Raw genomic sequence first — 20,242 nt, forward strand, 5'->3', positions numbered from 1 at the left:
TAACCTGTCCAAACCCTAAAAAATGGCCGTGCGCCACATTATAGGTCAGCAACACTGACCTTAATGTTGAGAAACGCGTGACTTCCGCGATTGTCGTCCCTATGTGCGGCGCCGAAAGGAAGGACCCCGCCCATGGCCGAGAATCCGATGCTCAAATTCGTCATTCGCCCGCAATCCTATCCGGAGAAGCGGTCCGCGAACGAACGCGCGCATGACTTCCATGAGATTTCGGACGGGTTCGAAACGCCCAAGGCCGAGGATCAGGCCGCGCGCTGCTCGCAGTGCGGCGTGCCCTATTGCTCGGTCCACTGCCCGCTGCACAACCACATCCCGGACTGGCTGCGCCTGACCGCGGAAGGTCGGCTGCGCGAGGCCTATGAGCTCTCCAACATGACCTCCACCATGCCCGAGATCTGCGGCCGCATCTGCCCGCAGGACCGGCTGTGCGAGGGCAACTGCGTCATCGAGTTTTCCGGCCATGGCGCCGTCACCATCGGCTCGGTCGAGAAGTTCATCACCGATACCGCCTGGGAAGAAGGCTGGGTCGAGCCGGTGCAGGTCGGCAAGGCGACCGGCTTCTCGGTCGGGATCATCGGCGCTGGCCCCGGTGGCCTCACCACGGCGGAATATCTGCGCGCGGCGGGGCATGAGGTGCATGTCTACGATCGTCACGATCGCGCCGGCGGCCTGCTGACCTATGGCATCCCCGGCTTCAAGCTGGAGAAAGAGGTCGTCATGCGCCGCGTCAAGCGGCTGGAGGATGCCGGCATCCAGTTCCACATGGGCTTCGAGGTCGGCAAGGACGCCTCGCTAGCCGAGCTGCGCGAGCGGCATGACGCGATCCTGATCGCAACCGGCGTCTACAAGGCGCGCGACATCAAGGCGCCCGGCGTCGGGACCACCGGCGTGGTCAAGGCGCTCGATTTCCTCACCGCCTCTAACAAGGCCGGCTTTGGCGATCATGTCCCCGCGCATGAGGACGGCTCGCTGCTCGCTACCGGCAAGGATGTCGTGGTGATCGGCGGCGGCGATACCGCCATGGACTGCGTGCGCACCTCGATCCGCCAGGGCGCCAAGTCAGTGCGCTGTCTCTACCGCCGCGACCGGGAGAACATGCCGGGCTCGCAGCGCGAGGTGCAGAATGCCGAGGAGGAAGGCGTCGAGTTCGTCTGGCTCTCCGCCCCCGTCGCCTTCGAGGGCACGGAGAAGGTCACCGGCGTGAAGATGACGCGCATGCGCCTCGGCCAGCCCGACGCTTCCGGCCGCCGCGCGCCGGAGCCGGAGCCGGGCAGCGAGACCAGCATTCCCGCCGATCTCGTCATCAAGGCGCTGGGCTATGACCCCGAGGATCTGCCGGTGCTATTCGGCGAGCCGGGCCTCGCCGTCACCCGCTGGGGCACGCTGCGCGTCGACCATCGCAACATGATGACCAGCGTCGATGGCGTGTTCGCCGCCGGCGACATCGTGCGCGGCGCCAGCCTCGTCGTCTGGGCAATCCGCGATGGCCGCGACGTGGCCGACCATATGCACAGCTATATGCGTGCACGGACGCCCAAGAAGCAGGCGGTCGCCGCATGACCGAGATCAATCGCAACTCCGCAGTTGAAAGAACAACCACCATGGTTCCTGAAACCGAACGCGACCGGATCGCCCGTGAGGGCATGTATCGCCCTGAATTTGAGGGGGACGCCTGTGGCGTCGGCCTCGTCGCGGCGACCGATGGCAAGGCCTCGCGCCGTGTGGTCGAGAGCGCCATCGATGCGCTCAAGGCCGTGTGGCACCGCGGTGCTGTCGATGCCGATGGCAAGACCGGCGACGGTGCCGGCATCCACGTCGATCTGCCGGTGCGCTTCTTCGACGATGCCATTTCCGCCTCCGGCCACAAGCCGCTGCCCAACCGCCTTGCCGTTGGCATGATCTTCCTGCCGCGCACGGACCTGGGCGCGCAGGAGACCTGCCGCACGCTGGTCGAGGCCGAGATCATCCAGGCGGGCTACCGCATCTACGGCTGGCGGCAGGTGCCGGTCGATGTCTCCGTCATCGGTGAGAAGGCCCAGCGCACCCGCCCCGAGATCGAGCAGATCCTCATCTCCGGCCCGATGCCCGAGGAGCAGGACGTCGCCGAGTTCGAGCGCGATCTCTATCTCGTGCGTCGCCGCATCGAGAAGAAGGTGATCGAGGCGCAGATCAACGATTTCTACGTCTGCTCACTCTCCTGCCAGTCGATCATCTACAAGGGCCTGTTCCTCGCGGAATCGCTCTCGGTCTTCTATCCGGACCTGACCGACGAGCGCTTCGAGAGCCGCGTGGCGATCTTCCACCAGCGTTACTCCACCAACACCTTCCCGCAGTGGTGGCTTGCCCAGCCCTTCCGCTCGCTGGCCCATAATGGCGAGATCAACACGATCCGCGGCAACAAGAACTGGATGAAGAGCCACGAGATCAAGATGGCGGCGCTCGCCTTTGGCGAGCAGTCCGGCGACATCAAGCCGGTGATCCCGGCGGGTGCATCCGACACCGCCGCGCTCGACGCCGTGTTCGAGACGCTGTGCCGCGCCGGCCGCGATGCGCCGACCGCGAAGATCATGCTCGTGCCCGAGGCGTGGCAGCACAATGACGATGTGCCGCAGGCCCACCAGAACATGTACAACTATCTCGCCTCCGTGATGGAGCCGTGGGATGGCCCGGCCGCGCTCGCCATGACCGATGGCCGCTGGGCCGTGGCCGGCATGGACCGCAACGCATTGCGTCCGCTGCGCTACACACTCACCTCCGACAATCTGCTGATCGTCGGCTCGGAGACGGGCATGGTCGTGGTGCCGGAGACCACCGTGGTCAAGAAGGGTCGCCTCGGCCCCGGCCAGATGATCGCCGTCGATCTCGATGCCGGCCAGGTCTATGACGACCGCGCCATCAAGGACCGGATTGCCGGCGAGCGTCCCTATGCGGATTATGTGAAGGGCTTCCGCACGGCGGACGACCTCCCCGCCGCAGCCAGTGACGCGCGCCCGCAGTGGGACCGCGCCGAGCTGGCACGCCGTCAGGTCGCCGCCAACCTCACCATGGAGGACATGGAGCTGATCCTCAGCCCCATGGCCGAGGATGGCAAGGAAGCGGTCGGCTCGATGGGCGATGATGCCCCGCTCGCGGTGATCACCGAGAAGCCGCGCACGATCAGCCACTTCTTCCGCCAGAACTTCAGCCAGGTCACCAACCCGCCCATCGACTCGCTGCGTGAGCGGCATGTGATGAGCCTGAAGACGCGCTATTCGAACCTCGCCAACATTCTGGAGGAAGACCGCCAGAACAGCGAGGTGATGATCCTGGAATCGCCGGTGCTGCTGTGCGACGACTGGTCGCGGCTGAAGCGCTATTTCGGCAAGACGGTGGCGGAAATCGACTGCACCTTCCCCGCCGATGGTCCGCCGGATGCCCTGCGCGCCGCCATCAACCGCATTCGCGACGAGGCGGAAATCGCCGTACGCGCCGGCCAGACCGAACTGTTCCTCTCCGATGAAGCCATCGGGCCGGATCGCGTCGGCATCGCCATGATCCTCGCGGCGGCGGCGGTTCACACCCATCTCGTCCGCAAGGGCCTGCGCTCCTATGCGTCGATCAACGTGCGCACCGCCGAATGTCTGGACACGCATTATTTCGCGGTCCTCATCGGCGTGGGCGCCACGGCGGTGAACGCCTATCTCGCAGAAGCCTGCATCGCTGACCGCCATGCGCGCGGCCTGCTGGGCGACCGCAGCCTGGAGGCGTGCCTCGAGAACTTCCGCACGGCGATCAACGAGGGCCTGCTCAAGATCATGAGCAAGATGGGCATCGCGGTGATCTCCAGCTATCGCGGCGGTTACAACTTCGAGGCGGTGGGTCTTTCGCGCGCCATCGTGAACGATCTGTTCCCGAACATGCCCTCGAAGATCTCCGGCGAGGGCTATGCCTCGCTGCAGTATAACGCGCTCGTCCGACATGAGGCGGCCTTCAGCAAGGCCGTCGCGACGCTGCCGATCGGCGGTTTCTACCGTCACCGCGCGGGCGGCGATGCCCATGCCTATTCGGCGCAGCTCATGCACCTGTTGCAAACCTCCGTGAACACGGACAGCTACTCGACCTACCTGCAGTTCTCGCGGGGCGTCTCGGAGCTGCCGCCGGTCTATCTGCGCGATCTGCTGGAGTTCAACTATCCCGATCAGGCGGTGCCGATCGACGAGGTCGAGGCGATCACCGAAATCCGCAAGCGCTTCGTCACCCCCGGCATGTCGTTGGGCGCGCTCTCACCCGAGGCGCATGAGACGCTGGCCATCGCCATGAACCGGATCGGCGCCAAGGCCGTTTCCGGCGAGGGCGGCGAGGATCGCTCGCGCTTCCAGCCCTATGAGAATGGCGACAACGCCAATTCGAGCATCAAGCAGATCGCCTCGGGCCGTTTTGGCGTTCACGCCGAATATCTGGGCGCCTGCGAAGAGATCGAGATCAAGGTCGCGCAGGGCGCCAAGCCCGGCGAAGGCGGCCAGTTGCCCGGCTTCAAGGTGACCGAGTTCATCGCCAAGCTGCGCCACTCGACGCCCGGCGTGACGCTGATCTCGCCGCCGCCGCATCACGACATCTACTCGATCGAGGACCTGGCCCAGCTCATCTACGACCTCAAGCAGATCAACCCGCGCGCGCGGGTCTGCGTGAAGCTGGTGAGCCAGGCGGGCATCGGCACGGTCGCGGCGGGTGTCGCCAAGGCGCATGCCGACGTCATCCTCGTGTCCGGCAATGTCGGGGGCACCGGTGCCTCGCCGCAGACCAGCATCAAGTTTGCCGGTCTGCCGTGGGAAATGGGCCTGGCCGAGACCAATCAGGTGCTCACGCTCAACGGCCTGCGCCACAAGGTGAAGCTGCGCACGGATGGCGGCCTCAAGACCGGCCGCGACATCGTGATCGCCGCGATCCTGGGCGCCGAGGAATTCGGCATCGGGACGCTAAGCCTCGTCGCCATGGGCTGCATCATGGTCCGCCAGTGCCACTCGAACACCTGCCCGGTGGGCGTGTGCGTGCAGGACGAGCGCCTGCGCGCCAAGTTCACCGGCACGCCGGAGAAGGTCATTAACCTGATGACCTTCATCGCCGAGGAAGTGCGCGAGATCCTGGCGCGTCTGGGCTATCGCAGCCTGGATGAGGTCATCGGCCGTACAGAACTGCTCAAGCAGGTCAGCCGTGGCGCCGAGCATCTGGACGATCTGGACCTCAACCCGATCCTCGCGAAGGTGGACGCGGACGACGACAAGCGCCGCTTCAACCTGCCGACCTGGCGCAACGAAGTGCCGGACAGCCTCGATGCGCAGATGATCGCGGACGCGCAGGCGGTGTTCGAGCGTGGCGAGAAGATGCAGCTCACCTACACGGTGCGCAACACGCACCGCGCCGTGGGCACGCGCTTCTCGGCGCTGATCACCAAGAAGTTCGGCATGTCCACCCTGCAGGATGGGCACGTCCATGTCCGTCTGCGCGGCACGGCCGGCCAGTCGCTGGGCGCCTTCCTGTGCAAGGGCATCACGCTGGAAGTATTCGGCGATGCCAATGACTATGTCGGCAAGGGCCTCTCGGGCGGCATCATCGCCGTGCGGCCGATGGTCTCCAGCCCGCTGGCGAGCCAGGAGAACACGATCATCGGCAACACGGTGCTCTATGGCTCCACCGCCGGGAAGCTGTTCGCAGCCGGTCAGGCCGGCGAGCGTTTCGCGGTCCGCAACTCCGGCGCGCAGGTCGTCGTCGAAGGCTGCGGCGCCAATGGCTGCGAATATATGACCGGCGGCACTGCCGTGATCCTCGGCAAGGTCGGCGCCAATTTCGGCGCGGGCATGACCGGCGGCATGGCCTTCATCTATGATGAGAGCCGCACCTTCCCGGCCCATGCCAATGCCGAGAGCATCGTCTGGCAGCGGCTGGACAGCGCCCATTGGGAAGGCGTGCTGAAGGATCTGGTCGAGGAGCATGTCGCGCGCACGGACAGCGACTGGGCCAAGTCCATCCTGCACAGCTGGGAGCGCAACCGCGATCACTTCTGGCAAGTCTGCCCGAAGGAAATGCTCAGCCGCCTCAAGCAGCCGCTGTCGGACAAGCAAGAGGTCGTCGCGGCGGAATGAAGACGAGACCCCCGGTGGTGACGCCGGGGGTTTTTTCTTGGCGGATGATGGCGAGTGAGAAGCGCGGCAACGCGCCTCAGCGGTGGGTTCTGATCATTCCTGCAGAAGCGGCGCGGCGATGACAGGCGCGGCGGCCAGACGCGCGGCGACCTTCGCCGGAACCGGCTCCTGCACGCGCAAGGGCGCTGAGGGCGGCGAGACAGAAACGCGGGCCGCCGGGGCTGGTCGCGTCGGCTGCTGCAAGTCGACCGCCTCATAAGGCGGCAGCGGCGCATAGTCCGCCGGCATCGGTTCCAGATAATCCCGGTGGCGGTTCAGGCCCGCATCGCATCCTTCACAATGGTAGCTGGACGGGCCGTCACGCATCGCTGCGCTTGAATAGGCGCGATCCTCGAAGGACGAGGACGTTTCCTCGGCGCCGGCCTCGCTCCAATACGCAGCCAGTTCGTCTGCACCGGTAGGGCGGCCTGCCCCATTTGCCGTGACGAAATTGCCGAGCACCACGCCGCCGGTTCCGCCCGCCAACAAGACGGCGCCGATAAACCCCCATGTGCGTACGCTGGTGTTCATGGTCCTGTCCCTATCAGATCTCGCCTTCTCGGGCACTCCGCTGTCGGGGATGCTGTCACTGGAACAAGTCCCCTCGCCGCCATTGGTTCCAGCAGCGCAAGTTTCAGCTATGATCGGCCTCGCTGGCGATTTAAGAGCCGCGCATGTGGCATCTCTATCAGTTTCCGCTCTGTCCCTTCTCGCGCAAGGTCCGCTTTCTCATGGCGGAAAAGGGCATCGTGTACGAAACGGTGCGCGAATCGCCCTGGGAAGGTCGGGATGAATTCCTCGATCTGAACCCCGCCGGCACCACACCGGTGATCGTGGCCGATGACGGCCATGCGACACTGGCGGACAGTCAGGCGATCTGCGAATATTTCGAAGAGACGGTGGACAAGTTCCCGCTGATCGCGGGCTCGGCGCTGGATCGCGCGGAAGTGCGCCGCCTGGTCGCCTGGCTGGACCAGATCGTCTATCGCGATGTCGTGGCGCCGCTGCTCAACGAGCGGATGATCAAGCGGGTCGTCTCCCGCACCTCACCCGATGCCGGGGCGCTGCGCGAGGCGATGCGGCGGGCCAACACGCATATGGATTATCTCGATTATCTGCTCGACCATCGCAGCTGGCTGGCCGGCGGAACGATGAGTCTGGCAGACATCGCCGCCGCCGCGCATATCTCCGTCGCGGATTATCTCGGCGGCATCGACTGGGAAGGCCATGGCCAGACCAAGCGCTGGTATGCCGGCATCAAGTCACGCCCCTCCTTCCGCCCGCTGCTCGCCGAGCGGATGGAGATCGTGACGCCGCCTAAATATTACGATCAGCCGGATTTCTGACCGCGCTCAGTGCTCGGTTTCAGCCGCGATATAGACGCGGTTGCGGCCATGTTCCTTGGCCAGATACAGGGCGCGATCCGCAGCCTTGAGCGCATCGCGCGGTTCGGTGTAGCCGAAGACATCCGCCACGCCGCCTGAGAAGGTTACGCGGTCCATGCGTTCGCCGGTCTTGCGGTCAACGAGATTGCGCTGCGCCATGTCGATGCGCGCGTCATCGACCACCTTGGCGGCCTCCGCGACGGTCAGCCCCCGGAAGAGCATGACGAATTCCTCGCCGCCGTGACGCGCGACATGACATTTATCGCCGGAGATCTTCGCGAGCAGGCCGGCAACGAACTTCAGCACCCGGTCGCCGGCATCATGGCCATGCGTATCGTTGATGACCTTGAAATGATCGATATCGCAGAAGGCGACGCACAGGGATTCGCCGTCTTCGCGCGCTTTGACGGCTTCCTCACGCAGCGTGTTTTCGAATGCGCGGCGGTTCGGCAGGCCAGTCAGGTGATCCTGCTCGGCCGCCTTGCGGGCGCTCTCCAGGTTCTTCTGCAGCAGCCGCGTCTGCGTCTGCCCCTCACGCATCTTGCTTTCGACTTCGCGCGTCTTCTCGATCATGCTGCGGGTGAGCAGAATGAGATTGCCCAGCGCTTCCCCCGCATCCGACTGCTCCAGCGAGGCCGCCTGCTTCTGCAAGGCGACGCCGAAATCCTTGGCGGACGTGCTGGATTGATCGACAATGCCGGTGATCTGATCAAGATTGGCCTCGACCTTCTTGAGCATGTCGGCCAGCGTATCAGGGGTCAGTTCCTCGGCCCGCTGGTCGACGATGATCTGCTCGACCGCGCCATTGGTAAGCTTCCCCCGCTCCATCAGGATCGCGCGGACCGCCTTTTCCACGGCGATGTCGTTGCCGGTGATATAATCCAGCGCCAGCCCGAAGTTGAGCGGCGTCAGATCGAGATCATGGGCGAAGAGAAAGCTGCCGACTTCTTCGTAGATCATCTTGCGCCGCTCGCTCTCGCGGCGAAGATGCGCATTGCCTTCCTCGCGCCGAGCCCCCTCGACGACGTGCGCGCTTTCGGACGCACCTTCCGTGATGCCCAGAATGCGGCCCAACCGGGCCAGCTTCCCACCAAAACTCTCAGACGGCACTTGCGCGGCAGACATGCCTGATCTCCTCCAACGCGGCCCTTCTAGCCGGCTGTGGTAAACAAAGCTTTGAAGGTGACGGGCTGAATTGCGACTGAAATGCAAAAAGCTGTCAGGCGGTCAGACCAGATCGCCCAGCAGCAATTTGGGCCGGCTGCCGCTTTCGCCCCGCGCTTCCGCCATGAACCGATCCTTGAGCGGCCCGAGCTTCTGCACGGCGGACAAGCCCAGCCGACGGATCGCCGAGACCGGTCGGCCGGGCACATCGAACAGGCGGACGAGGCCGTCCATCATGATCGTCACGCTCAACGCATCCAGCGCCCGCCAGCGCTGGTAGCGGGCGAGCAGTTGCGCATCGCCCGGCTCCATGCCCGTGCGCATGCCCTCCACCACGACCTGCGTGAGCGCCGCGACGTCACGATAGCCAAGGTTGACCCCCTGGCCGGCGATCGGATGGATGCCGTGGGCAGCGTCACCCACCAGCGCCAGCCGCTCATCGATAATGCGGGCAGCGCGGTGATAGCCGAGCGGGTAGCTCTGCATGGGTGCGGCAAGGCTGATGCGGCCGAGGAAATTCCCCATCCGCTTTTCCGCCTCCGCCAGCCAGGCGTGCTCGCCGAGCTTGAGATAGGCCGCCGCGTGCTTTGTCGGCACCGTCCAGACGATGGCCGAGCGATTGCCCGGCAGCATCGGCAGCAGCGCGAACGGCCCGCCCGGGTAGAAGATTTCATAGGCGGTGTTGCCGTGCGGATCGTCATGTTCAATGGCCGTGACCAGCGCGGTGTGGGGATAATCCCATTTCGCCACTGTGATGCCGGCAGCCGCACGTGTCGGGCTGCCCCGGCCTTCCGCGCCGACGAGCAGGCTGGCACCGATCTCGGCGCCGCTTTCCAGCCGCACGCGCACGCCATGCGCATCCCGCACCGTCTCCACCGCCCGGTCAGGCTGGAAGCGCACGATGTTGGCCGCGTCCGCCGTGGCCTCGATCGCGGCCCGCAGCTCGCGATTCTCGACCATGAAGCCCATGGCGCCATCATCGGGATCGGGCGCGAAATCGAGCGCGCCGCCGCTCAGCCCTTCGCTCACCCAGATCCGGTCGATGGGGCAGGTCTTGCCGGCGAGGCGCGGCGCGATGCCGATGGCCTCGAACTGGCGCCAGCTTGCCGAGGAAATCGCGGAGGTACGTCCATCGAAACTTTGCGCCGGTACGCGCGCGGGCGCCGCCGGATCCACAATGGCGCTGCGCACGCCATGGCGTTCGAGTGCGACGGCCAGCGTCAGCCCGACAAGACCGCCGCCCAGAATGATGACATCATAGCGTTGCATCGGTCCATTCTAGCGAGGCCGGAGGGCGAAGGCGACTGCCCATTGGAGAAAAGCCCGCTCATCCCAGACCAGGTTGGCCCCCGCTCACATCAGAAGGCGAGTTGCGCGCTGTCCATGGCCGCAATGTCTGCGGCGCGGCGATAACGGAACACCGTGGCCGGCGGCACGTTGCGCACGATGGTGCCGATCCGCTCCACGCCAAGATCGAGCGCATCGGCGACCGACTCGGCCAGCGGCGGGCGCGGCGAATAAGTGAACTGTATGAACGCGCCGCCGGGCCGCAGCAGCCGGAAGGCCTCGCTGACGATCGCGCTCTGCAGGGTCTTGCTCATCGCCAGCAGCGGCAGGCCGCTGATCACGCACTGATAGGCACCCTCGCCGCCCGTGCATTGGCCGAGCACAGCCTGAGCCGGCGCCTCGATGATCGAAACGCCCGCAAAATCGCGCCGCAGGTTGCGCGCAAAACCGGGATTGATCTCGACCACTTCCAGATGCGTGCGCGGCAGGCCGGTCGCCAAAATCTGCCGGGTGAGCGCGCCCGTGCCGCCGCCGAACTCCATGACGAGGCCGCCTTGCGGGTCGATCTGCGAGGCCATCAGCCGGCCAAGATGCGGGCTGCTCGGCACGATGGAGGCCGTCTGGCGCGGTTTGCGCAGCCAGGCGTGAAGGAATTTCAGATAATCCCCGGCGCTTGACCGACGATCGGTCAGTGCGGAACTCTTGCTCGCCATCGCCCCTCGCTCGCTTGTCACGGAACCGTCTCACTAGTGCGCCGTGGGGGCGCTGGGAAGAGGCAAGATGGGGGTGATCGATCGGCTTTGTGCGCCGCTCGTCCTGAAAAGCACAGGGACCGGCTGGTCAGTGCGTCACATGCCGCACGGCCGCGAGGAGGCGCTCCGGATCGAACGGCTTGACCAGCCAGCCCGTCGCGCCGACTTCCCGGGCGCGGGCGCGCTTTTCCTCGCTATATTCAGTGGTCAGCACCAGCACCGGCCGGTCGACATGGCGCCGGCCCTGCGCCCGCAACGTCTCGATGAAGCCAAAGCCATCAAGTCGGGGCATGTTGATGTCCGTGATGACCAGATCGGCCTCATTGGCCTCCAGCCAGTCGAGCGCGGCCTGGCCATCCTCGGCCTCGATCACCTCATAGCCGCCACCGGTCAGCGTCATGCGCAGCAACGCCCGCATGCTGCGACTGTCATCGACTGTCAGAACCTTCGGCATGTGCGTGTGCGACCTTCTGCCCGTTCGAGCGAAGGCACGCCATAAGGGTGGCAGCGTTTACAAATCGTCGACAGCGCAGACCGGTGACGGCCCGGCCCGGTCAGATCTCGGCGTTGATCACCCAGTCGTGGAACATGCGCACCGCGCGCTTTTCCATGGCTTTCGGGCGGCAGACGAAGAAATAGCGATAGGGGCTTTCGACATGATAATCGAACAGCCGCACGATCCGGGGGTCGTGCGCTTCCTTGAAATGGCGCCCATGCATCGCGGCGATGCCGAGTCCCTGCGCCGCCGCCTCCAGCATCAGCGCACCCGAATCATAATAGTCGATGGACGCCGGCGTTAGATTGGGCAGGCCGACCGCTTCCTTCCACACGTCGAACGTCGCGGACATGTCGCGGTGCACCAGCAGGGTCTGGCGGGCGATGTCCTCAGGGCGCGTGACCGGCCGGGGGCCTTCCAGCAAGGTTTTTGATCCGATGAGATAGACAAGGTCACGATCCAGCTCGCGGCCGTACAGGGAAGGATCGACATCTCGCGCCAGCACGATGGCGGCGTCCAGCCCTTCGCCCAGGCGCGCGATGGCATTGGGGCTGGTATCCACGTCCAGATGGAGATCCGGATGCTGCTTGTGTAGCTCGCCCAGCCGCGGGAACAGGCGTTGGCTGGCGAAAAGCGGCAACATGCCCAGCCGAACCCGCATCGTCCGCGCACCACCGGTGGCGCTCTCGATGGCCGCGCCCAGCGCATCGAGTGCAGGCGCGATTTCCTTGATCAGGGCATGGCCGTTCTGATTGAGTTCGAGCTGCTGGTGTTTGCGCTCGAAGAGGTTGTAGCCGAGAAATCGCTCGAGCGCCTGAATGCGGCGGCTGAGCGCGGGGGCTGACAGAGCCAGTTCCTCGGCCGCGGCCTTTACCGAGCCGGTGCGCGCGACCTGCACAAAAGCCTCAAGGGCGGTGAGAGGGGGAAGCCTGCGCATCGATGTTTAACGGGACCCAAGTTTATGCTGCATTGCACAACTATGCCGCAAGCGTTCAGCCGACGCCAGCGCGTTTTGAGCCTTTGTTATCTCAACGCTATCCGCGACGCGCCGCCAGCCGCCAGAGCCGTTCGACAGGCCCCTGCCCCATCGATCGCCGCCAAAGGACCGACCAGGCGAGCATTACGGTCCACATCGCCAGCACGACCAGCAAAAGCTGCGTCCGTGTCAGCGCCCCGAACAGCCCTCCGCCATAGCCGTAGAACAGGCCGGTCATCAGCAGGCTGGTGAGCAGATAATTGGAGAGCGCCAGCCGGCCAATCGTTGCAATGGCCCGAACCAGCGGCGCCTGCGGATATTGCGCCGCCAACCCCATCGCCAGCGCGGCCAGAGCGACGGCCAGGGGCAGACGCAGCGGCACCGACCAGCCGAACAAGGCTGCCTGCGCCGCGAGCGGATCGCCCGACAGCAGCACCCAGATGCCAAGGCCCGCCATCGGCACCAGCCCGACCAGCATCGCTCGGTGCCATGTCGCGCGATATTGGGGGACCGGCCACTGGCCCGCCATGAAGCCGCCCTTGAGCATCGCCATGCCAAGCGCGATGAAGGCCAGACATTCGGGCCAGGAATAGAGGATCTGATTCAGCGCCGCCTGCGGCGCGGCGCCGATCCGCTCGGCAAAAATGCCGGCATAGCCACCAGTATAGAGCGCGATCTCATTGGCAACCGCCCGGCTCGCGCCCATACCGGCCGAGTCCGCATAGGCCTGCCAATGCTCGACGATGGTTGGTGCGGCTCCCGGTGCCAGCGCTGCCGCGCGGAGCGAGAAGGCGGGCCACACCGCCACCAGATTGATCACCCACTGGAACAGCAGCAGCGCCAGCGCGAGCTTGATCAGGCCAAGCGTCTCGAACCGGATGAACAGGGTGGCGATCAGGCCGCACAGCGCCAGTTGGACGAGGATATCGCCCGACCAGAGCAGCAGATAATGCGCAACGCCGATGGGCAGCAGCCACAGCATCCGCCGGCGATGCGCCTGCAGCCCGTCCCGTCCGTTCATCTCCGCCGACTCGATCACCAGCAGGATGGACGCACCCAGCAGCATCGCGAAAATCGCGCGCATCTTGCCATCGATCAGCAGGAAGGTCGCTAACCAGGTCGCCAGATCCGCCGGCCCTTGCGTCCCCACCGTGAACGGGTTGAACCCCGCCGCAGAGGGCAGCCCGAAGGTTACGATATTGCCGAGCAGGATGCCCATCACGGCGCACCCCCTCAGAAAATCCAGTCCCTCGATCCGAAAGCCCTCATCGGCCATGCGCTGTGCTGTCCCGGTTGCGGGCCGGGCGCATGAGCGGGCCGGCGCCTTGTTCGATTGGTCGTTGCTCTATCGCCTTTTGGCGTGACGTCCACCCCAAGCTGGTGCATTCGCGCGGCGATGGTCAGCGACTGCAAGACACGCATCGGCGCCGCATTCGGCGCGGCGGCGCCCCGCTATGAGGGCGATGCAGGCGTGCACCGCCATGTCGCCATGCGCCTGCTCGACTTTGCGACGGGCGGCACCGATGCCGGCGCCCGCGATCCGGCAACCGTGCTGGAGATCGGCTGCGGCACCGGCCTGCTGACGCGGCTGATTGCGCAGCGCTGGCCCAATGCGGCGCTCACCGCCACCGACATCGCGCCCGGCATGATCGCGGCGATGCGTGAGGCCGGCAGCCCGGCGCGGCTGCTGCTGATGGATGGAGAACGCCCGGATCTGGGCACCGAGCGCTTCGACCTCATTCTCTCCAGCCTCGCCTTCCAGTGGTTCGAGGATTTGCCGGCAGCCCTCGCCCGCCTGCACGGCCTTTTGGCGCCGGGCGGGAGCCTCTGCTTCGCCACAATGGGCGCCGAGAGTTTCAGCGACTGGCGCATGACCCATGCGCGCGAAGGGCTGGCTTGCGGCTTGCGCGACTATCCGAGCCGCGATGAGGTGGCCCCGATGGCGCAGGCTTTGGGCCGGTGCGATCTTGTCGAGGAGCTGGTCCCGCTGCCCGTGCCCGGCGGGCTGGCGCTGGCCCGGCATTTCCACGCCATCGGCGCGCGGGTGCCGCAGCCCGGCTATCGCCGCCTCGCGCCCGCTCTGCTCCGCCGCGTGATGGCGCGGTTCGATGCCGATGGCGGGACTTCAAACTACCACATCATCTATGGCAGGCTGTGGCATGACTGATCGACCGACCCTGCGCAGGGCAGTAGCCGAGGATGCCGAAGCCCTGGCGAGGCTGAAGCTTACCTGCTTTCGCGAGACCTTTCTGGAGGACTTCGCGGTCCCTTATCCGCCCGATGACCTCGCCCGGTTCGAAATTGAAGCCTATGGCACGCAGGCCGTCGCCCGCGAACTGGCAGACCCGACCCACGCCAGCTGGGTGTGCGCCACCGCGTCTGGAGAGCTGGTTGCCTATGCCCACGCCGGGCCGAGCAAGCTGCCGCACCCCGAGGTCACCGCGCACTCCGGCGAACTCTATCAACTCTACGTCCGCCGCGGCCATCAAGGGTACGGGTTGGGAGGCGCCTTGCTGAAAAGCGCGCTGGATTGGCTTGCAGAGCGCTATCCGGGGCCAAGCTGGCTGGGCGTCTGGTCCGGCAATGACCGGGCGCAGGCAGTCTACGCGGCCGCCGGCTTCCACAAGGTCGGCGATTATCTGTTTCATGTCGGTGACCACCGCGACGAGGAATATATTCTGCGCCGCGACTGAAAGCGATGCAGCGTTTCTGCCGCCCGACGAACCGCAGCACCGTTTAGAGTTTTGCCATAGTTCGGCGCCTAGCCTGCGCCAGAACGACACGGTGCCAAAAGCCGTGGCAAAGCTGGGAACGGACGGACAAGATGCGGGCTGCAGAAATCCTCAACAGGTCGGACCTGCCGCGTGGACAGCAGATATGGATGGGGCTCGCCTCAAGCCTGCTGGCGCTCTCGCTGGCCGGCTGCGGTGGCAGTGACAGTGGCGGTAGCGGATCCACGCCGATCACGGTAGCGCCGACCCCCACCCCCACGCCCGCGCCAACCCCGGCGCCCACACCCACGCCAAGTCCTACGCCGACGCCGACGCCGACCCCCACCCCAACGCCGACAAGTTGGACGGCGGCGGCGGCCGCGCTCTACGATACGCAACCGAATGTCGCCTCGTGCAACACCGGCGTGCTCAAGACCAGCGTGCGGATGGACATGCTGGCCAAGGTGAACGCGGTGCGCGCGCTGCATGGGCTTCCCGCCGTCGTTTACGCGGCGTCTGCCAATCAGGGCGTCGACGATTCCTCGCTCATGATGGCCGCGAACAGGACGCTCGACCACAATCCTCCACCCACATGGACATGCTACACGACCGCAGGTCGCGACGCCGCTGCCTCGGGCAATCTCATCGGCGGATGGGGGTCATTGCCATGGCGGACCGAAGACGATCTGCTGGCGGGATGGATGACGGAGCGCAATAGCCTCTCGATCGGCCACCGTCGCTGGATCCTGAACCCGTTCCTCGGTCAGATTGCTTATGGGCGGTCCGTGTATCAGCTGCCTTCGGGCGAACGCGCAGATGGCGCGACGATGAAGGTCTTTGGTTTCAGCACCAGCGTCGCGGCACCAGCCCCGAGCAGCCTGCCCGATTTCATCGCCTATCCGCAGGGCAATTATCCGCAGCGTTACTTCGGCGCGAGCGACATTCTCTCGTTCACCGTGCTCGCCAACAAGACCGGGGCCTATGGCGCCAACGGAAACGTCGGCTTTAGTGGCGCCATCATCACGGTCAGCAGCGGTGGCACGAGCCTGCCGGTCACCAACGTGAAGTATGACAATGACGGATATGGGGTGCCGAACAACATCGAGTGGCGCGTGACGGGCCTGCAGGCCAACACAACCTACACCGTCAAGATTGTAGGCATCACCGGCGCCCCGCAGAGCGGCTACGAATACACTTTCCGCATGGTGCCCTGACCCGGCCGCATGGCGCCCTGAGCCGGCACCGACGGGCGCCGGTCAGGCGTCCATCAGGGCCGGGAAGAAGCCTTCGTGCGCGGTGCGCAGATCGGCCAGCGCGACCGAATGGTCGCTCTCCGGCAGCTCGAAGATGATGCGATTAGCAATGGTGCGACCCAGCCGCGCGACCGTGACGCCGCGCGCCTCGGCATGGCTGAGCATCTCGACCAGCGCCGCATCGCGCACGGTCACGACATACAGGCCCTGATCCTCGGCGAAATAGGTTTCCGCCGTCGTGCCGGCCAGCGGCTGATCGAGGATCGCGCCGATGCCGCCGGCAAGCGCCATCTCCGTCACCGCGACGGCGACGCCGCCATCCGACACGTCGTGACAGGCCGTGATGGCGCCGCAGCGAATGGCCTCGCGCACGAAATCGCCGGTCCGGCGCTCGGTGGCGAGATCGACCGGCGGCGGCGGCCCCGCATCGCGGCCTTCCAGCCCATGGACCTGCCGCAGCCAGAGCGACTGGCCGAGCGATCCGGTGCGCTCTCCGACCAGAAAGATGATGTCGCCGACATCCTTGAACGCGATGGTGCACATCCGCTCGACATCCGGGAGCAGGCCGACCCCGCCAATCGCCGGCGTGGGCAGGATCGCGCTGCCGCCGCCGGTCGCCTTCGATTCATTGTAGAGCGAGACGTTACCCGACACGATGGGATAATCGAGCGCCCGGCAGGCCTCGCTCATGCCCTCGAGACAGCCGACGATCTGGCCCATGATCTCCGGGCGCTGCGGATTGGCGAAGTTGAGGCAATTGGTGATGGCGAGCGGCTGGCCGCCGACCGCCGTGATGTTCCGCCACGTCTCGACCACCGCCTGGCGACCGCCCTGCACCGGATCGGCATAGCAATAGCGCGGCGTGCAGTCGGTGCTCATCGCCAGCGCCTTCTTGGTGCCATGCACGCGCACGACGGCCGCGTCACCACCGGGCGCCTGCGCGGTGTCGGCGCCGACCATGTGGTCATATTGCTCCCAGATCCAGCGGCGCGATGCGAGATCAGGCGAGCCTATCAGCGCGAGCAGATCGGCTGCCGGGTCCTTACTATCCGGCGCGCTGGCGAGCGGTACGAGCGGCGGAGTCGACACATGCGGGCGATCATAGAGCGGGGCATCGTCGGCCAGCGGGCCGAGCGGGATGTCGCAGACGGTCTCGCCATGGTGGACCAGCACCATCCGGCCCGTATCGGTCACTTCGCCGATGACCGCGAAATCCAGCTCCCATTTGTGGAAGATCGCCTCAGCAAAGGCCTCCTTACCGGGCTTGAGCACCATGAGCATCCGCTCCTGGCTCTCCGAGAGCATCATCTCATAGGCGGTCATGCCGGTTTCGCGCTGCGGCACCTTGTCCATGTCCAGCCGGATGCCGACGCCACCCTTGGAGGCCATTTCCACCGATGAACTGGTCAGGCCTGCCGCGCCCATGTCCTGAATCGCGACGATGGCGTCAGAGGCCATGAGTTCGAGGCAGGCCTCGATCAGCAGCTTTTCGGTGAACGGATCGCCGACCTGAACGGTGGGGCGCTTCTCTTCTGAATCCTCGCCGAAATCGGCCGAGGCCATGGTCGCGCCATGGATGCCGTCGCGCCCGGTCTTGGAGCCGACATAGACGATCGGATTGCCCACACCGGAGGCTGCGGAATAAAAGATCTTGTCCGTCTCCGCGACGCCCACCGTCATCGCGTTGACGAGGATGTTGCCATCATAAGCGGCATGGAAATTGGTCTCGCCGCCGACCGTCGGCACGCCCACGCAATTGCCGTAACCGCCAATGCCCCGCACGACGCCGGAGATGAGGTGCTTCATGCGCGGATGATCGGGCCGGCCGAAGCGCAGCGCATTCATGTTCGCGATCGGACGCGCGCCCATGGTGAACACGTCGCGCAGGATGCCACCGACGCCGGTCGCCGCGCCCTGATAGGGCTCGATGTAGCTCGGGTGGTTATGGCTCTCCATCTTGAAGATCGCCGCCTGCCCATCGCCAATGTCGATGACACCGGCATTCTCGCCGGGACCGCAGATCACCCAGGGCGCCTCGGTCGGCAACTTCTTCAGGTGGATGCGGCTGGACTTGTACGAGCAGTGCTCACTCCACATCACCGAGAAGATGCCGAGCTCCGTGATATTCGGCTCGCGGCCGATGGCGTTGACAACGCGCTCATATTCCTCGGGGGTGAAACCGTGTTCGGCGACGATTTCGGGGGTGATGCCTGAGGCGCTTGGGGTGGTGCTGGTCGACATGAGCGGCCTTTATCGCCGCCAGCGGGCGGGCACAACCGCCCGATCGGCCCTTGTAACGAAAAAGGCCGACCCTCTCGGGTCGGCCATTCTTTGAGCATCGGCCCGCCAGGGCGGACCGTGCGGTTGAACCAAGATCAGCCGATCAGCCCGCCTTGCAGGCCTGGCCGTTATACGTGACCGTCTCGCCGGCGCCTTCCAGCTTCGTCGCGCCATCGGCGGAAACGAAGGGCTGGCCGGCTTCCGGTGCCTTGAGACCGGTGATCGGGCCGCCACGTTCGGTGCGCAGGTTCGCCGTCACATCGTCTGTCATGAAGTCGACGAAGATCAGGCTATTGTCCTTGCAGCGATAGGTGGTGCTGGCACGGAGCATGGGAGGCAGGGCGACGTTACCGGCATTAGCCAGTTCCGCAGCCATCGGGTCGTTCGTGCCAGTGTTGAAGGTTTCAGGCTCGGACTTGCACGCAGACAAGGCGAGCGCGGCCGCGCAAAGCGCGATTGAGGGGTATGTGAGGGTTTTCATAGCCCCGCGGCTATTGCGATTCGCTCCCGCGAGGTCAACTTGATTTGCGTGACAATACGCCATTTTTCGGGGGAACGCTGAGAGCACGCTTGACCCTGTGGGGGAGCCGGGTCAATGCATGGGCATGGCAGACGAGACCGAGAACGGCACCCTCAGCTTCGAGGACGCGCTCAAGCGCCTGGAGGCGATTGTCCAGCAACTGGAGCGCGGCGACGTGCCGCTGGACCAGTCCATCACCCTTTATCGCGAGGGCGAGGATCTGCGGCTGCAATGCCAGAAGCGGCTCGATGCCGCGCAGGCCCGGATCGAGCAGATCACGGCGAGCGCCGATGGGTCCGCCGCGCGGACCGCCCCTTATCCCAGTGAATGATCCGCTGATGCGCCAGGACGCCGGAACCCGGCTCGAAGCCGCCCTGACGGAGATTGCCGAGGCGATCGACGTGCAGTTCGACCGGCTGCTGCCGGTGCCGGAGGACCAGCGCGCGCGGCTTTACGAGGCGATGCGCTATAGCGCCATCGGCGGGGGCAAGCGCCTGCGCCCGCTGCTGGTGAAGGCAAGCTGCGACCTCTTCAACATTGGCTGGGAAAGCGCGGTACGCGCCGGCCTCGCCGTCGAGTGCATCCACGTCTATTCCCTGATCCACGACGATCTGCCCGCGATGGACAATGACGATATGCGGCGCGGCAAGCCGACGGCCCATCGCGCCTTCGATGAGGCAACGGCAATCCTGGCCGGCGACTGCCTGCACGATCTCGCCTTCGCCGTGCTTGCGGACGAGCGCACGCACGCTGATGCCGCCGTGCGCTGCGAACTGATCGCCAGCCTGGCCCAGGCCAGCGGCCCGGCGGGCATGGCCGGCGGGCAGATGATGGACCTCGTCGCTGAAACGACGCAGTTCGATCTGCCGGCGATCACGCGACTGCAATTGCTCAAGACCGGCGCGCTGATTGTCTTCTGCCTGGAAGCCGGCGCCATTTTCGCGCGGATCCCCGAGGAGCGACGCACGAGCCTGCGCGGCTATGCGCATGATGTCGGCCTCGCCTTCCAGATCGCCGACGATCTGCTCGACATCGAAGGGGACGCTGCCGTGACCGGCAAGGCCGTGGGCAAGGACGCCGCCGCCGGCAAGGCAACCTTTGCCTCGCTGATGGGCGTGGAGAAGGCCCGGCAGCAGGCCTCCCTACTGGTGGCGCAGGCCAAGGACCATCTGCGCGATTTCGGCGAGGAAGCCGATCTGCTGCGCGACATTGCCGATTTCGCGATCGGCCGCAGCTATTAAG

Annotated in this window: 17 protein-coding genes; 8 read left to right on the forward strand and 9 right to left on the reverse strand. The window is 65.6% G+C overall.

The features are described from left to right. Window positions 1–132: 132 nt before the first annotated feature. The gene (locus M2334_RS14140; RefSeq protein ID WP_264605746.1) at window positions 133–1,578 is read left to right on the forward strand and encodes an NAD(P)-dependent oxidoreductase; all 1,446 of its coding nucleotides are present in this window, start codon (window positions 133–135) and stop codon (window positions 1,576–1,578) included. 41 nt (window positions 1,579–1,619) lie between these two features. Further along, entirely contained in the window at window positions 1,620–6,137 is a 4,518-nt protein-coding gene (gene gltB, locus M2334_RS14145) for a glutamate synthase large subunit (protein WP_264574478.1), read from the forward strand. Between the two features lie 93 nt (window positions 6,138–6,230). On the opposite strand, the gene M2334_RS14150 is transcribed toward gltB, so the two are convergent. Beyond that, complete coding sequence (locus tag M2334_RS14150; RefSeq protein WP_264605747.1) at window positions 6,231–6,707, reverse strand: hypothetical protein; 477 nt, start codon at window positions 6,705–6,707, stop codon at window positions 6,231–6,233. Between the two features lie 143 nt (window positions 6,708–6,850). Between M2334_RS14150 and M2334_RS14155 the strand changes: the two genes are divergently transcribed. Beyond that, the gene (locus tag M2334_RS14155) at window positions 6,851–7,522 is read left to right on the forward strand and encodes a glutathione S-transferase family protein (protein ID WP_181558743.1); all 672 of its coding nucleotides are present in this window, start codon (window positions 6,851–6,853) and stop codon (window positions 7,520–7,522) included. 6 nt (window positions 7,523–7,528) lie between these two features. On the opposite strand, the gene M2334_RS14160 is transcribed toward M2334_RS14155, so the two are convergent. The 6 genes from M2334_RS14160 to M2334_RS14185 form a co-directional block, all read right to left on the reverse strand. Continuing rightward, window positions 7,529–8,686 (reverse strand): sensor domain-containing diguanylate cyclase, encoded by a 1,158-nt coding sequence (locus M2334_RS14160; protein WP_264605748.1) that lies wholly within the window; start codon window positions 8,684–8,686, stop codon window positions 7,529–7,531. A gap of 102 nt (window positions 8,687–8,788) precedes the next feature. After that, window positions 8,789–9,994, reverse strand: coding sequence for an FAD-dependent monooxygenase (locus M2334_RS14165; protein ID WP_264605749.1), 1,206 nt, complete (start codon window positions 9,992–9,994; stop codon window positions 8,789–8,791). A gap of 89 nt (window positions 9,995–10,083) precedes the next feature. After that, window positions 10,084–10,725 (reverse strand): class I SAM-dependent methyltransferase, encoded by a 642-nt coding sequence (locus M2334_RS14170; protein ID WP_181558740.1) that lies wholly within the window; start codon window positions 10,723–10,725, stop codon window positions 10,084–10,086. 127 nt (window positions 10,726–10,852) lie between these two features. Beyond that, entirely contained in the window at window positions 10,853–11,218 is a 366-nt protein-coding gene (locus M2334_RS14175; protein WP_264605750.1) for a response regulator, read from the reverse strand. A gap of 100 nt (window positions 11,219–11,318) precedes the next feature. Beyond that, a complete protein-coding gene (locus M2334_RS14180) occupies window positions 11,319–12,197 on the reverse strand; it encodes a LysR substrate-binding domain-containing protein (protein ID WP_181558738.1) in 879 nt (292 codons plus the stop codon). A 97-nt stretch (window positions 12,198–12,294) separates the two neighbouring features. Then, the gene (locus M2334_RS14185; protein WP_264605751.1) at window positions 12,295–13,512 is read right to left on the reverse strand and encodes a DUF418 domain-containing protein; all 1,218 of its coding nucleotides are present in this window, start codon (window positions 13,510–13,512) and stop codon (window positions 12,295–12,297) included. A gap of 84 nt (window positions 13,513–13,596) precedes the next feature. Between M2334_RS14185 and M2334_RS14190 the strand changes: the two genes are divergently transcribed. The 3 genes from M2334_RS14190 to M2334_RS14200 all read left to right on the forward strand — a co-directional run bounded on the left by M2334_RS14190 (window position 13,597) and on the right by M2334_RS14200 (window position 16,161). Then, window positions 13,597–14,403: a methyltransferase domain-containing protein gene (locus tag M2334_RS14190; RefSeq protein WP_264605752.1), complete on the forward strand. Its 807-nt coding sequence runs from the start codon at window positions 13,597–13,599 to the stop codon at window positions 14,401–14,403. Beyond that, complete coding sequence (locus M2334_RS14195) at window positions 14,396–14,929, forward strand: GNAT family N-acetyltransferase (protein ID WP_264605753.1); 534 nt, start codon at window positions 14,396–14,398, stop codon at window positions 14,927–14,929. The genes M2334_RS14190 and M2334_RS14195 overlap by 8 nt, the downstream gene beginning before the upstream one ends. A 188-nt stretch (window positions 14,930–15,117) precedes the next feature. Next, window positions 15,118–16,161 (forward strand): CAP domain-containing protein, encoded by a 1,044-nt coding sequence (locus tag M2334_RS14200; protein ID WP_264605754.1) that lies wholly within the window; start codon window positions 15,118–15,120, stop codon window positions 16,159–16,161. Window positions 16,162–16,203: 42 nt separating this feature from the next. Here the strand turns inward: M2334_RS14200 and purL are convergent, their stop codons facing one another. After that, the gene (gene purL, locus M2334_RS14205; protein ID WP_264605755.1) at window positions 16,204–18,441 is read right to left on the reverse strand and encodes a phosphoribosylformylglycinamidine synthase subunit PurL; all 2,238 of its coding nucleotides are present in this window, start codon (window positions 18,439–18,441) and stop codon (window positions 16,204–16,206) included. 142 nt (window positions 18,442–18,583) lie between these two features. Next, window positions 18,584–18,961: a hypothetical protein gene (locus tag M2334_RS14210; RefSeq protein WP_181558733.1), complete on the reverse strand. Its 378-nt coding sequence runs from the start codon at window positions 18,959–18,961 to the stop codon at window positions 18,584–18,586. A 124-nt stretch (window positions 18,962–19,085) separates the two neighbouring features. Between M2334_RS14210 and M2334_RS14215 the strand changes: the two genes are divergently transcribed. After that, on the forward strand, window positions 19,086–19,331 hold the full coding sequence (locus M2334_RS14215; RefSeq protein ID WP_264576537.1) for an exodeoxyribonuclease VII small subunit: 246 nt from the start codon (window positions 19,086–19,088) through the stop codon (window positions 19,329–19,331). 7 nt (window positions 19,332–19,338) lie between these two features. After that, window positions 19,339–20,241, forward strand: a complete 903-nt coding sequence (locus tag M2334_RS14220) for a polyprenyl synthetase family protein (protein WP_264605756.1) — start codon at window positions 19,339–19,341, stop codon at window positions 20,239–20,241. Window position 20,242: the final 1 nt, after the last annotated feature.

The sequence above is a fragment of the Sphingobium sp. B11D3D genome, from assembly GCF_025961755.1.
Classification (GTDB): domain Bacteria; phylum Pseudomonadota; class Alphaproteobacteria; order Sphingomonadales; family Sphingomonadaceae; genus Sphingobium.